The organism is Chitinophaga agri (genome assembly GCF_010093065.1).
GTDB lineage: Bacteria > Bacteroidota > Bacteroidia > Chitinophagales > Chitinophagaceae > Chitinophaga > Chitinophaga agri.
This window is the reverse complement of sequence record NZ_CP048113.1, coordinates 6,212,167-6,226,126: the sequence shown is the minus strand read 5'-3', so window position 1 is coordinate 6,226,126 and position 13,960 is coordinate 6,212,167. Positions and strand designations below refer to the sequence as shown.

Annotated in this window: 14 protein-coding genes; 4 read left to right on the top strand and 10 right to left on the bottom strand. The window is 45.2% G+C overall.

Features of this window, described 5'->3' with window-relative positions; genetic code table 11:
• The first annotated feature begins 5 nt into the window (after positions 1-5).
• The gene (locus GWR21_RS24985) at positions 6-1,670 is read left to right on the top strand and encodes a T9SS type B sorting domain-containing protein (RefSeq protein WP_238430008.1); all 1,665 of its coding nucleotides are present in this window, start codon (positions 6-8) and stop codon (positions 1,668-1,670) included.
• Positions 1,671-1,746: 76 nt separating this feature from the next.
• On the opposite strand, the gene GWR21_RS24980 is transcribed toward GWR21_RS24985, so the two are convergent.
• The 8 genes from GWR21_RS24980 to GWR21_RS24945 all read right to left on the bottom strand — a co-directional run bounded on the left by GWR21_RS24980 (position 1,747) and on the right by GWR21_RS24945 (position 7,830).
• The gene (locus tag GWR21_RS24980; protein WP_162334382.1) at positions 1,747-2,679 is read right to left on the bottom strand and encodes a hypothetical protein; all 933 of its coding nucleotides are present in this window, start codon (positions 2,677-2,679) and stop codon (positions 1,747-1,749) included.
• Between the two features lie 25 nt (positions 2,680-2,704).
• Positions 2,705-3,538, bottom strand: coding sequence for an anti-sigma factor (locus GWR21_RS24975; protein ID WP_162334380.1), 834 nt, complete (start codon positions 3,536-3,538; stop codon positions 2,705-2,707).
• A gap of 1 nt (position 3,539) precedes the next feature.
• Positions 3,540-4,091: an RNA polymerase sigma factor gene (locus GWR21_RS24970; protein WP_162334379.1), complete on the bottom strand. Its 552-nt coding sequence runs from the start codon at positions 4,089-4,091 to the stop codon at positions 3,540-3,542.
• 225 nt (positions 4,092-4,316) lie between these two features.
• Positions 4,317-5,228 carry an anti-sigma factor gene (locus tag GWR21_RS24965; protein ID WP_162334377.1) on the bottom strand — a complete coding sequence of 304 codons (912 nt, stop codon included), beginning with the start codon at positions 5,226-5,228 and terminating at the stop codon, positions 4,317-4,319.
• 4 nt (positions 5,229-5,232) lie between these two features.
• On the bottom strand, positions 5,233-5,781 hold the full coding sequence (locus tag GWR21_RS24960; protein ID WP_162334375.1) for an RNA polymerase sigma factor: 549 nt from the start codon (positions 5,779-5,781) through the stop codon (positions 5,233-5,235).
• Between the two features lie 67 nt (positions 5,782-5,848).
• Positions 5,849-6,427 carry a peptide deformylase gene (def, locus tag GWR21_RS24955; protein ID WP_162334373.1) on the bottom strand — a complete coding sequence of 193 codons (579 nt, stop codon included), beginning with the start codon at positions 6,425-6,427 and terminating at the stop codon, positions 5,849-5,851.
• Positions 6,428-6,471: 44 nt separating this feature from the next.
• Positions 6,472-6,882 (bottom strand): Holliday junction resolvase RuvX, encoded by a 411-nt coding sequence (gene ruvX, locus GWR21_RS24950; RefSeq protein ID WP_162334372.1) that lies wholly within the window; start codon positions 6,880-6,882, stop codon positions 6,472-6,474.
• Between the two features lie 9 nt (positions 6,883-6,891).
• The gene (locus GWR21_RS24945) at positions 6,892-7,830 is read right to left on the bottom strand and encodes a UbiA-like polyprenyltransferase (RefSeq protein ID WP_238430006.1); all 939 of its coding nucleotides are present in this window, start codon (positions 7,828-7,830) and stop codon (positions 6,892-6,894) included.
• Between the two features lie 191 nt (positions 7,831-8,021).
• Between GWR21_RS24945 and GWR21_RS24940 the strand changes: the two genes are divergently transcribed.
• Positions 8,022-8,489, top strand: a complete 468-nt coding sequence (locus tag GWR21_RS24940) for a hypothetical protein (RefSeq protein ID WP_162334371.1) — start codon at positions 8,022-8,024, stop codon at positions 8,487-8,489.
• Positions 8,449-8,889, top strand: a complete 441-nt coding sequence (locus tag GWR21_RS24935; protein ID WP_162334370.1) for a HEPN domain-containing protein — start codon at positions 8,449-8,451, stop codon at positions 8,887-8,889. The genes GWR21_RS24940 and GWR21_RS24935 overlap by 41 nt, the downstream gene beginning before the upstream one ends.
• Before the next feature lie 46 nt (positions 8,890-8,935).
• Here the strand turns inward: GWR21_RS24935 and GWR21_RS24930 are convergent, their stop codons facing one another.
• On the bottom strand, positions 8,936-9,475 hold the full coding sequence (locus GWR21_RS24930) for an RNA methyltransferase (protein WP_238430004.1): 540 nt from the start codon (positions 9,473-9,475) through the stop codon (positions 8,936-8,938).
• A 162-nt stretch (positions 9,476-9,637) separates the two neighbouring features.
• On the opposite strand from GWR21_RS24930, the gene mutS reads away from it, so the two are divergent.
• Positions 9,638-12,244, top strand: a complete 2,607-nt coding sequence (mutS, locus tag GWR21_RS24925) for a DNA mismatch repair protein MutS (RefSeq protein ID WP_162334369.1) — start codon at positions 9,638-9,640, stop codon at positions 12,242-12,244.
• Between the two features lie 139 nt (positions 12,245-12,383).
• Here mutS and GWR21_RS24920 read toward each other — a convergent pair whose 3' ends face one another.
• Entirely contained in the window at positions 12,384-13,700 is a 1,317-nt protein-coding gene (locus GWR21_RS24920) for a cytochrome c (protein WP_162334368.1), read from the bottom strand.
• Between the last annotated feature and the right edge of the window lie 260 nt (positions 13,701-13,960).

The window sequence follows — 13,960 nt, the reverse complement described above, 5'->3', positions numbered from 1 at the left end:
CCTCCATGAGAAGCCTATATCTATTAATCGCGGTTTTAATAACCACGCTTGGCGCATTTAAAGCCCATGCGCAGACACAATTTACGTACTCGACGACCTGCCAGAATGATAGTGTTAGATTTGTGATTGCTGAAGCAGACCTTGCAGGGATTGATTCTGTACGATGGTATTTTGGCGACCCGGCCTCGGGATCGGCTGATACTTCCCGTCGGATAAAGGGAGCACACCTTTATAATACTGTCGGCAACTACACCGTGCAATTAATTGCTTACCGTGCCGGCGTTCCGCAAACTTCTACGAATACACTAACGATCGTAGCACCCGTAATCTATGATTTCGGTCCTACCGATCAGACGCTTTGTGACAGTACCACGATCACACTCACGGCGCCGGATGTACCGGGCGCCACCTATGAATGGCAGGACGGCTCTACTAACCCGAGCATCCTGGTAGATACAATGGGCACCTACAAAGTAAAGATCAACGGTTGCCTGGTACCTGACTCTGTCAATATTTTCTATACACCTGTTCCTGAAATTGATCTGGGAGATAGCAGCCTGGTACTGTGTATCGGCGAAACCATCGAACTGGATGCTACCGCCCAGAACTGTACATACCTGTGGAGTACCGGCGCCATCACACCTAATATCATTGTACACAGTGATACTGCCATGGCCTCCACACCGTACATTGTAACAGCTGATGCAAAAGGTTGTGGCCTGTACCGGGATACTATCTACATCGCTTTCACCGGTGCAGTACATCCGTTCTCACTCGGTAAGGATACCGTTCTTTGTCCGGGAGAATCCATCACACTGGACGCCTACACCAATGGCGCCACCGGCTACCGCTGGGGTAACCGTGCTACCACACAAACAACCACGATCAGAAGCCGCTGGGACCTCTGGGTATTTGTAGAGATCAACAATACCTGTGAAGTGCTGGATACGATCCTGATCCGTTACAAGCCAGACAGGGAACTGGATCTGGGTAATGATACACTGGTATGTAAGGGAGAGACTTTGGTATTGAAAGCGGATTTCGGAACGGCGACCTACCGCTGGCAGGATACCTCCAAACAAGCGACCTTTTATGTAAGAGAGTCTGGCTATTACTGGGTGGAAGCCAAAGTAGGGCGTTGTATTGACAGAGATACGATCCATGTACTGTTTGAAGATACATTGCGTACTAACCTGGGACCAGATACATTATTGTGTATGGGCACAGTATATAATCTGCATCCGGATGGTGCAGGTCCGACCTATAAATGGCAGGATAGTTCATCCTTACCAATATTCCCGGTAACACAGGCAGGACATTATGCCATCGTCGCTAATAACAGCTGCGGGCAATCAATCGATGAGGTAGATATTGCCTTTCAGGAATGTGGTTGTCAGGTATATCTGCCAACAGCCTTTACGCCGAATGCCGATGGACTTAATGATTATTTCCGACCGAAATTCCGATGTCCGATCAGTGATTTTGAGCTAGTCATTTTCAACCGGTGGGGACAAAGGATATATTATACCACAGATCCCGAAGTAGGCTGGAAAGGTACATGGACAAAGGGACGAGTACCGGTTGGCTCTTATGTATGGGTGATGGATTATAAAGTAGTATCAACAGGAGAGAAAGTGAAGAAGACTGGCTCCGTAACCGTGATTTACTAAGACGATCAGCAAAAGCATTATAAAAAGAAAAGGACGCATACTGTGCGTCCTTTTCTTTTTATAATGCTTTTGCTAATTACTGTGGAGTAGTGAAAGTATGAAACTTTGCGATGAACCTAGCCGTTTCTCTTTTCTTAAAAGGAACGTCCCAGGTGCCATCATAAGTGACCAGTGCCGGTATGAGTAATCCCTGCTGTTTGGTCATCTGCACATCCATTTTCACATCAAAATCAAATACCATTGTTTTGTAGGAAAGGGAATATTTACGGCCGACGATCTCATAATTTTCTTTATTGAAATAGGTGATCAGTTCATTAACAACAATTTCTCCCCTGTCCATGCTATTCAGATCGGTCCTTGCTTTTGCACTGAACACGTAACAGGATACACCAAGATATTCCTGGGAAGTAATAGAGAAGTTGTACAGGCGCATGACTTCAGGATCAAAAATGGCTACTTTTCCGCCAACGATAGGCACACCTCTGACGGGCTTACCAGGATTGAAGATGAGTTTTTTCAACTGCGCTTTATGCCGGGCCATACTGCCTTTGGACTGTTCAGGCTCTTCGCCGGTAGCATCTGCACAGACAGTACCTTTTGTAAAAAAAAGATTGCCATAAAGCTCCGCTGTATAGTAATTGTATGCCCCTTTTTTATCGAAGAAATCGCCGGTCACATCCTGATGTAGTACCTGCATACTCCGGCATCTGCCTTTCATGGTCTGTAAAGTCTGACTTTTCAGGGAAGCCTGGATGTTGCTGCCTTTATCATAGATGCGTATATCATTATCCGCAGTGTAACCGAGCAGGTGAAGATTCTTGAAGGCACGATAGAAAGTAGTGTCGTCTTCTACTCTTTTAATGAAGCTGTTTACATCAAAGCCTATACGTTTTGCGGCGACGGTCACTTCATCAAGGTTAATGGTCATTCCCTTATAGATGGCGGTATCCTGCGCATAGGTTTGCTGCAAAAACAGCAGTGTAACAGTGTAGATCCAGAGTTTTCGCATGTTGCGAAATTATGTATTTTCTTGTTTAGCTGGCTTTTCCTGCGACATACATCTGATCAAGTGTAGGTTCAGCGCTACCACCTCTGTTTTCGAGGGTGATGGCAAACACTTCAGCGTTGTCGATGGATTTCATTTTGTGCAGCAGTTCGCTGGTATCGTTGGTATCTATCACACCCATATCAACGGGTTTGCCACCTACGATAGCCCAGAGTTGGTATTGCTTGTCAGCAGCGGGTTGCGGGAGATTGTTGGCCATGAGGAACACTTCCTTCGACTGCTGGTTCCAGAATACGGTAGCCATGGCAGTAGGGAAAGGTTTGGTACCCGGCATCTTTACCGTTTTTATAGCAGGATCTTTGAAGATGTTGATAGATTTCTCCATCTGTTCCATGCGTGCGCGGTAGATATTAGATTCTGATGCGAGTGTATTTTGCGAAGCGACCAATGCTTCGTAGCGTCCTTTGTAGTCATTGATCTGTCCGAAGAATATATAATTCATTGCGGCACTACCGATGAGTAATACGAAGATGGCAGCGGCGAGCCAGCGCCAGGCACTGCTTACGAGCTTCTTTTCAGGAGGATCAAAGGAGAAAGTTGTTTCTTCAACATAGGTGCCGTTTTCACGGGCTGTTTCTTCTTCAGCGATGATGTTGAGAATGTTTTCCCTGACAGAAGCAGGCGGAGTTTTAGCCTGTAAGGTAATGTACTGCTCCATATCAAGCTGGCAGTCATCTACTGCAGCCTTTACTTCCGGAAACTGTGCCATACCACGCTCCAGCTCCTCTACTTCGTTGGAGGTGGCTACGCCTATAACATAAGCTTCGATCAACCCGGACGATATGAAACGTGATGCGTCCACTCTATACTAATTTTAACAAGTTTCGTAATTGGATGATAGCATTTCTCATCCTTGTTTTTACAGTACCCAAAGGTATTTCCAGCACCTTGGATATTTCTTCCTGGGTGCAACCTTTATAGTACGCTAAATCAATGATGATTCGTTGTTCTTTAGTCAGTTTCTCAAGAACCTTTGAAAGTCCAAGATGGTCAACGGATGGGTGTACAGTTAAATTACCTGTATATAAATGTACGTCATCCCCAATGTCTTGGATTTTCTGATCCATTTTATGTGCCTTAGAACGGAGCGTATCTATCGCAGAGTTACGGGTAATATTGAGCATCCAGGTGAACAAGCGTCCCTTGCTTTCATCGTACCGGTCAATGTTACGCCAGATCTTTAGGAACACTTCCTGCAATACATCATTCGCGTTGCCTTCGTCGTTGAGCACTTTAAGTGCTACCCCGTACAAGGCAGGTGAATATCGGTCATACAGGTAGCCGAATACCTTCTGGTCTTTGGCTTTCAGCCCCTGCACCAGCTCAGATTCCGTATATGTGAACGCGGATTCCAAAACAGTTAATAATTTTGTTAAAAATACTTTTCACAGTGTTCACTACATTCAGCTGCAGGTGCTACAGTACACGCACTGTTACCGGTACAACCTGATGTTACAATCCAAATAAATCCTAATAGATGGTTAATGGGAATGCAATAATAAAGGAAAGATAGCAATTATTACGGAATAATTGATAATGAGCGCTATAGTTGGAGGAAAGAAGTAAAATGAATAGGATGGTCAACCAGAAACCTTGCCAGCTACGAACATCTGGTCCAGTGTCGGGGAAGGACTCCCCCCTTTCTTTTCGAGTGTAACTGCAAAAACCTGGGCATTGTCTACAGGCTTCACTTTCTGTATGGAGTGAGCTTTATCTCCCAGTTCAAAAACGCCGGCATCGATTGGCTTACCGTTAACGATGGCCCAAAGCTGATATTGCTTATCTGCAGGTGGTTCCGGTAATGCCTGAGCCAGGATGAATGTCTCTTTCGACTGAGGGTTCCAACCGACCGTAGCTACTATACCGGTATGTTTACCAACAGCAGGCATGCGTGTCCATTTGAAAGAAGGGTCCTTCATAATGGCCATTTCTTTATGAACTGATTCCAGCTGTTCCTTCAGGGCATCTTTCTCTGTAGTGAGTGCAGCCTGTTCAGACTGCAATGATGCATTTTCCTGTCTGGCACCCACGGAATCACCATAGGAAAGGACGTTCATGGTCACACTTCCCAGCAGCAGTAGTACAGCCGCAGCCGTACTGTATTGCCATATACGCAGTGGTGAGGCACCTTCTTTAATATCTTCAGGGAAAGGGTTGTCGTACGTTTCTTTTTCTTTAACCGCTTTTTGGCCGACTGCTTTTTCTTTAACAGTCTTCTCTTTCACTGTTTCAGGCGCGGCTGTAGCAGCAGGAGCTTCGGTTACATCAGCTGTGCGGAGACGTTCCATCAGCTGACGTTTGATACCTGCCGGCGGTTTATGGGCCCATAACTGAATATAGTACTCCATATCCTGTTGTACAGCATCAGCTGCAGCACCTACTTCCGGATACTGCTGCATAGCGCTGACCACTTCACGGGACTCAGGCTCGGAGAGCAATCCCGCAATATGGTTTTCGATAATACCGGACGATATGTAACGTTGAACATCCACTTGCTTAGATCTGTTTTAAAATATTCCGCAATTGTATGATCGCATTACGCATCCTGGTCTTCACCGTTCCCAGAGGGATGTCCAATATCTTCGCTATTTCATCCTGCGTACATCCTTTATAATAAGCCAGGTCTATAATAACACGTTGTTCCTTGCTGAGCTGTTCCAGCACTTTCACCAATCCGAGATGATCTACAGAAGGATAAATAGCCAGCTGGTCAGATGCAAGAGCGTTGCTCCCTAATTCTGCAACCTTCTGCCCCATTTTATGGGCCTTTGAGCGGAGTGTATCAATGGCGGTATTACGGGCGATATTTACCATCCAGGTAAACAGGCGTCCCTTATCGGTATCGTAACGATCAATACCACGCCAGATCTTGAGAAAGATTTCCTGCAGCACATCACCAGCGATTGCCTCATCGTTCAGCACTTTAAGCGCAATACCATATAATGCTGGTGAATAATGATCATATAAATAACCGAAATGTTTCTCACTCCTGGCTTTAAGGCCAAGTACGAGTTCCGATTCTGTATATGTGACTGCTGCTCCCAATGTATTGTATTAGTTTGCAGGCACTAAAATAATCGGGATTTGTTACATTACAAAATTTTAACCTATTTTATTTATGAAATACCATCTTATAATCCACGCGGATCTTGCCTTTGGAGATATCCTCGAGCTTACCTTTGATCATCCTGCGCTTTAATGGCTTCAGGTGGTCGATGAACAATTTACCATCGATGTGATCGTATTCATGGAAGATGACACGGGCAGTGATGCCGGAGAAGGTTTTTTCCTGAGGCTGGAATTGCTCGTCTACATAACGTATGGTTACGGTTTCCGGACGGTACACGTCTTCACGCACTTTAGGGATACTGAGGCAACCTTCGTTGTACGCCCATTCTTCTCCGCCGGTGCTTACTATATGTGCATTGATAAATGTCTGTTTTATACCATTATCGCCAGGATAGTCTTTCTTCTCATCCTCTTCCAGGCTGTTGATGATCTGTTCACTATCAACCACGAAAAGGCGGATAGGCCTGTTGATCTGCGGAGCAGCCAGTCCTACACCATTGGAAGCATACATGGTTTCCCACATATTGGCGATCAGTTGCTCTAACTGAGGGTAATCAGGGGTTATATCTTCACACATTTTACGTAATACCGGATGACCGTAAGCAACTATAGGTAGAATCATTTTATATTTTTTTCAGAAATGCAAAGGTAAGGATGAATTAGGAATTACTTATTCTGCAAATATTCCTGCAGAATGATAGTCGCACTGATCTCGTCGACCAGCGCCTTATTCTGGCGGTCCTTCTTTTTAAGGCCACTGTCTATCATTGTCTGGAAAGCCATTTTGGATGTAAAGCGCTCATCAACTTTCTTTACAGGCACCTGCGGAAAGTTCTTCTGCAGGATACGCACACATTCGGTCACCAGTGCAGTAGCATCTGTCGCGCCACCATCCAGGTTCTTCGGCTCTCCGATCAGGAACAGTTCAACCTGTTCCTGTACCAGGTATTTTTTGAGATAGGGGATCAGGTCGTGGGTAGCGACCGTAGTCAGGCCGGTGGCTATCAGCTGTAACGGATCGGTTACTGCCAGCCCTGTTCTTTTCTTTCCGTAGTCAATTGCGAGGATACGTGCCATAGTGAGATTTTATCTGATGATGAACATATCAGCAATGGCAAATACGGCAAATACCACACTGGCAATACCATTTGTTGTCATGAATGCAATATTGACGCGGCTCAGGTCATCAGGCTTAACCAGCAGATGCTGCGTTACCAGCATGATAATAAAGATCAGTGCACCTGCAGCATATAACCAGTGAAATTGTCCATACACACCGATAAGCACTGCCAGCAGTCCTGCTACCACATGTAAGCCTTCAGAGAAGCGCAGTGCGCCCGCTTTACCTAACCAGGTAGGAATAGAATTTAAAGCCAGAGAACGGTCAAAGTCTTCGTCCTGCAGCGAATAAATGATATCAAAACCCGCCACCCAGCACAATACCAGTACAGATAACAATACCGGCAGTACTGCGAAATGTCCCGTCACGGCCATATACGCACCTACCGGCGCAAGTGATAAACCGAGCCCGAGTACCAGGTGACAAAGTGCTGTGAATCTTTTAGTATAGCTGTACCCCAGCACGACTATCAGTGCAACCGGCGACAGGAAAAAGCACAGCAGGTTGATAAACCAGGTAGTGGCCATGAACAGGAGACAGTTCACGATCACAAATATCAGCGCATTCTTCTCTGTGATCACACCTCTTGGTATCTCACGCTGTGTGGTACGGGGGTTCTTTCTGTCGATATCGGCATCCAGATAACGGTTGAAAGCCATCGCTGCACTACGGGCAAAAACCATACAGAATATGACTGCTACCAGTACCTGCCAGCTGAAAGTAGCGTCAGTCTTGGTAGTAGCAATGAAAAAGCCTGTCAGTGCGAAAGGCATCGCGAATATGGTATGGCTGAATTTAACCAGTGAAAGATATTTATTAACCGTTGCGATCATTATAGCTGTTGTTTTTTTCAGTTTTGCAAAGATATGACAGGAATAGCTGTTGACACGTCTTTTCCTATCCATTCCTCCGGCCATTACTGCCGGGCTCATTTACAAATTTGCTACAAAGATAATATCTTCCTTAGAATAGGCCTTTAACGTATTATCAGGACAGGCTCACAATCATACTGGTCAACATATGATTATTTTTTGGAAGGTAAAAAAACATTCTTTTAGTTTGCCGCATAAATCAGTTATTCCCAAATATTTATACAATGACGACCATTTACATTCCGGACGCTAAGATGAATGCTATAGCAATACCTAAAAACTGGAAAACAGCAGAAAATGCGTTTATTCCCGCTGGTGATGATGAGGCCTGCCAGGAACCGATCATCAGTCAATATGTTGATAATGTTAATCTCGCTACCGGGTTGGCGGAGCAATTCAGGGATTATCTCCAGACGCTGGGTATATGTTCAGAAGTTATGTTAAAAGTAAACAGCATAACTTCTTTCGATTTTGCATTTCTGATCAATGAAGCCGACTATCTTTCAGACCAGCTTGATCTCGCTTATGAAAAAGCATATGAACTTAGGAAAAGTAGCAATACCAAGACGTTTTTCGTATACTTTCATTTTATTCCCAAAACACAGAATCTGCTTATCGATATTATGATATCAGATGGCTTTAAACAATATTATGAACCAACATCTGAAAAATCGGCAGCAATGGCATCTTAATCAGGCAATTCACAATGAAGCCGCCTGTAATTTCCTCCACCACGACAGTCAATTTTTTGACTGGGTTGTTAACACTGCATTTTATTCCGCATTACATTATGTCAGTTCGGTGATCTTTCCTCTGGAGATCAGAGAGGAAAAAGGGTTACATACTGTTTATACAGTAGAGGAATATTGCGAGATTGTTCCAACACACAACAACAAACACAGGGTTTTATCCGAACTAGTGTATGAACACTGTAAAGGAATTGGTAAAACGTATGACAGGCTACTGGATATGTCATTTAAATCTAGATATGAATTTGGCTGCCATGATAGTTCCTATTCAACGACGGCCAGGCGGTATTTACAGCAAGTCCAGCAGCATTGTCATTCGCAAAACGTGGCTAAACGGGCCTAACCGGTAGCAGGCTGTTAAACCGGCCTGCTACTATTATTGGATCGTGCTATATCGACTGCTTCTTCAGCTTCGAAAAGATATCCCACACCACAATACCCGTACTCACAGATATATTTAAAGAATGTTTCATGCCTGACTGTGGTATCTCTATGCTCCCTTCGACCAGTTTCATCACTTCTGCATCCACCCCAGATACCTCATTACCAAATACTAACGCCAATGGTTTATCAGTAGTGGGCGTAAACTGATCCAACATGATACTGTCAACCGCCTGTTCCACCGCCATCACAGTATATCCTGCTTCCTTCAGGGCATTCACTGCCTCTACAGTAGTCGGAAAGTATTGCCATTCAACCGTTTCTGTAGCGCCAAGAGCTGTTTTCTGGATGTCACGGTGCGGAGGTACGGGTGTGTAACCACACAAGACGATGCCCTGTAACAGGAACCCGTCTGCCGTCCGGAACACCGATCCTACGTTGTGCATACTACGCACATTATCCAGTATCAGTAACAAAGGAGTTTTATCTGCCGCCTTGAACTGATCAACCGTTTTACGGCCCAGTTCATCCATGCTAAGTTTACGCATTTTGCAAAAATACGATAAAATGTAAAGTGTTCCCGGCTACAGGCCAGCCTGATTATTGGTAACAAACAACCTGCAATGTGGATAAGTCCGGGTAAACTCGCCTCCCACCGGATGTGCACATCTCGACTTCAGCACATCCTGACATTATTATATATTTGCCGAATGGCAAAAAGCAAATCGGTAGAAACCCCGCTCATGCAACAGCATAAGGCCATTAAGGCGCGTTACCCGGACGCTGTGCTGTTGTTCCGCGTGGGAGATTTTTATGAAACTTTTAATGAGGATGCAATCATCGCGTCCAAAGTATTAGGTATTGTCCTGACTAAAAGAGCCAATGGCTCTGCCTCACAACAGGACCTGGCAGGTTTCCCTCATCACTCGCTGGATACTTACCTGCATAAACTGGTGAAAGCTGGTTATCGTGTGGCAGTATGTGATCAGCTGGAAGACCCAAAACTGGCAAAAGGCATCGTTAAACGTGGTGTGACAGAAATGGTTACGCCGGGTGTGGCGGTGAATGACAAGATCCTCGACAACGCCAACAATAACTTCCTGGCAGCCGTACACTTCGGAAAAGACCTGACCGGCGCGGCCTTCCTTGACATCTCTACCGGTGAATTTTTTGTAGCACAAGGCAGCCTGGAATATGTGGATAAACTATTGCAGAGCTTCAAACCTGCGGAAGTGATTTTCGCCCGTCAGCAACAGAAACATTTCAAGGAACAATTCGGTTCCAAATTCTATACATATACACTGGAAGAATGGATCTTCACGACCAACTACGCGGAAGAGATCCTGCTTAAACAGTTCGATACCCATAGTCTGAAAGGCTTTGGTGTAGAAGGTCTTGCAGAAGCTATCATTGCTGCCGGCGCCTGTATGCATTACCTGCGGGATACAGAACATCCGCACCTCCAGCATATTACCAATATCCAGCGCATCGACCAGGATGATTTCCTGTGGATGGACCGTTTCACCATCCGAAACCTGGAACTCCTGGGCAGCAGTGTCGAAAACGGCCATACACTCCTCAAAACACTGGACACCACGGTTACGCCCATGGGTGCCAGAATGCTGAAACGCTGGATGGTCTTTCCGCTACGTGATATCAAACAGATCAACGAAAGACTGGATATAACGGAGTACTTCATTAAGGAGAGCGAGTTATCCGGAGCTATCGTACAACACCTGAAACAAACCGGCGATCTCGAACGTCTCGTTTCCAAAATACCTCTGCGCAAGATCAATCCACGTGAAGTAATGATGCTTGCCAGAGCATTGCAACAGGTGGAAGGTATTCAGCAACTGCTAAGCAAAACAGGTCATCCGTATCTGACTGCTATCAGTGAAAAACTGGATCCTTGTCCAGGTATCCTCTGTAAAATACTGGAACAGATAGTAGAAACACCCCCTGTGCTTGTCAGCAAAGGCGGTGTAATACAGAATGGTATTCATGCGGAACTGGACAGCCTCCGCACGATCGCACACTCCGGTAAAGAATACCTGCTGCGTATTCAGCAAACAGAATCTGACGCAACCGGCATTCCAAGTCTGAAAGTCGCTTTCAACAACGTGTTCGGTTACTATCTTGAAGTCACTAATGCACACAAGAATAAAGTACCTGATACCTGGATCCGTAAGCAAACGCTCGCCAATGCGGAACGTTATATTACACCGGAGCTGAAGGAGTATGAAGAGAAGATAGTAGGTGCGGAAGAGAAAATCCTTGCGCTGGAAGTACAGTTGTTCGATGAACTGTTACAAACCCTGCAGCCCTACATCCAGGTCATCCAGCAGAATGCACAGCTGATGGCACGTCTCGATTGCCTACTAAGTTTTTCCAACAATGCTATACAGTATAAATACCGTCGTCCGAATGTAACAGAGGGCTATCATATTGACATCCGTGAAGGCAGACACCCTGTAATAGAAAGAGGATTGCCACCAGGAGAAAACTATGTAGCCAATGATATTGTGCTGGATAAAGACCAGCAACAGATCATCATTCTGACAGGACCGAACATGAGTGGTAAGTCGGCGTTACTGAGACAGACAGCGCTCATTACGCTGATGGCACATATGGGAAGTTTTGTACCTGCCACAGCTGCAGAGATTGGCCTTACTGACAAGATCTTCACACGTGTAGGTGCGTCCGACAACCTGAGTGGCGGCGAATCCACCTTCATGGTCGAGATGAACGAAACAGCGAGTATTATTAACAATATCACACCACGCAGTCTGGTAATACTGGATGAAATCGGCCGTGGCACCAGCACATACGATGGTATTTCTATTGCGTGGAGCATTGTGGAATACCTGCATGACATGACGCCACATAAGCCAAAGACACTTTTTGCTACGCACTACCATGAGCTGAATGAACTGGAAAATAAGCACGGGCGCATTAAGAACTTCCATATTACCAACAAGGAATCCGGTAATAAGGTGATCTTCCTGCGTAAACTGGCGCCAGGTGGAAGCCGTCATAGCTTTGGTATTCATGTGGCACGTATGGCAGGTATGCCACCACAGCTGATCCAGCGCGCGAATGAAGTACTGTCACATCTTGAACAGAAACATATCGACGCGCCGTTAGAGCAACATGTGAAAGAGATCGCCGGTCCTGCGCAGAAAGTACAACTGAGTATCTTCGATGCACACAGTGATACGTTCAAAGAGATCAGAGAAATGCTTGCAGAAGTTGATATTAACAGATTAACACCTGTGGAGGCATTGTTAAAGCTGAATGAAATAAAGAACCTGCTTTAATTAAATCAGGAATTGGTTAGCCGGTATTGTTGAAGGGTATCGGGAACCATCAATTTTCATAAATAAACAAGGACGTTTCATTAACTGAAACGTCCTTGTTCTTATAGCAGACGATAATCCCAAATTATTAATTATTTCCTTACGGCCGTTTTAACGCCTGTTCCTCATCTCCCTTCTCATATGACAACGTCATCATGATCATTGTCAGCATCTCATCTTTTGTACGCATCGCACCATAAACCAGTTGTGGTGGGAAGGACGGGTTGACGGCGTTATTTACCGTATTATCGTACTCACCCTGTATAGTAACGATGGTACCTTTAGGCAGTTTTACCAGTTTTGGGAACCAGTATATTTCCTGCCAGTTGAAATCCCATTGTGGAATAGAGACAAGTTTGACAGTATCTTTATCGGGCGTTACGGCAAACGCTTTGAAGGCCTTGCCCAGCAGGTGCATATGCGGCCACACGTACATCAGCGATTGGGTTTCTGTTAGCTTCACACTCAGTTTAAAACTTTTTTCCGCATTCGCCGGGATGTAAAAAAATGGATCAATATCCTTCTCTCCTATTCCGCCGGAGCCATATGTAGTGGCTCTGATGATCCGTTTTACCGGCTTCTTGCGGAAGAAGAAATGTACACCACTGATCACTTCTTCATCTTTCCCTACTGGTGCATAATGTACACTTAACAGCACGACACCCCGTTTAGGCATCATCCATCCTATATTCTCCGGATAAGATTCGTAACTGCTGCCAGGGATCCATCCTCCGAAATACTGCATGTTTTTACGATAGCTGACATACTGTTGATAGTAGTCCAGTTGTGACGTTGTGTTATCCACATAGTCGGCTGTATTATGGAAGTCTGCTTCAGGCACATTGTCGATCTCATAGTTGGCATGATGAATGACCTTTCGATTATTGGAAGTAAATTCAATAGCTTCTACCGCCATAGAATCAGGCAGTTCAAAAGGTAGTTTATACACAATAAAGCGTTCTACGTTATCGCCTTTCAGCGTATAGGACGAATTCATTTTGAGTACAAGATCGGGGGCGCGGTGATAAGAAGTACCCTGTACATATTGCTGTGGTATTTCTTTAACAGTTCCCTCACCTTTAGGCATCCCATTTTCAGCCCATTCCCCGATGAGTTTAATTTCTTCCTCTGTCAGTCTTCTTTCATTGGCGAAAGACACGTAATGCGGATCAGGTTTCCACGGTGGCATGTAGCGACTTTCTGTAACACGCTTAATAAAATTGGCTCTTTTGGCCACATCGTCATAGGTAACGAGTGCAAAGGGAGCGGCTTCACCCTGGCGATGACAGGGAGTGCAGTTTGTATGGATAATGGAAGCGATATGCCCGGACCAGGTCACCTGCTGTGCATGCACATAACGTACCGGCAGGATCAGCAGAAGGGCGCAACAAAATGATATAAAACCTTTGTGCAGCATTTTCACAGGATAAGGAATCAGTTAAGACCTGTAAGGTATATAAAAAGCTGCAAAAGAGGATGTAAAAACAGGCCGGAATGCTCTTTCCTGCCTGAAAACCCGTTAACAGAACAATGGTTTAAACCCCACAAACGGAGAGCTCGATGGTAAAAACGATATTGTACAACTGACATGCGCCAAAGAACTCGACATGCACTATACCATTCGCGTGACCAGCATCGCAACCATAGGTTTCACTGCTATAATGATCTCATACTACA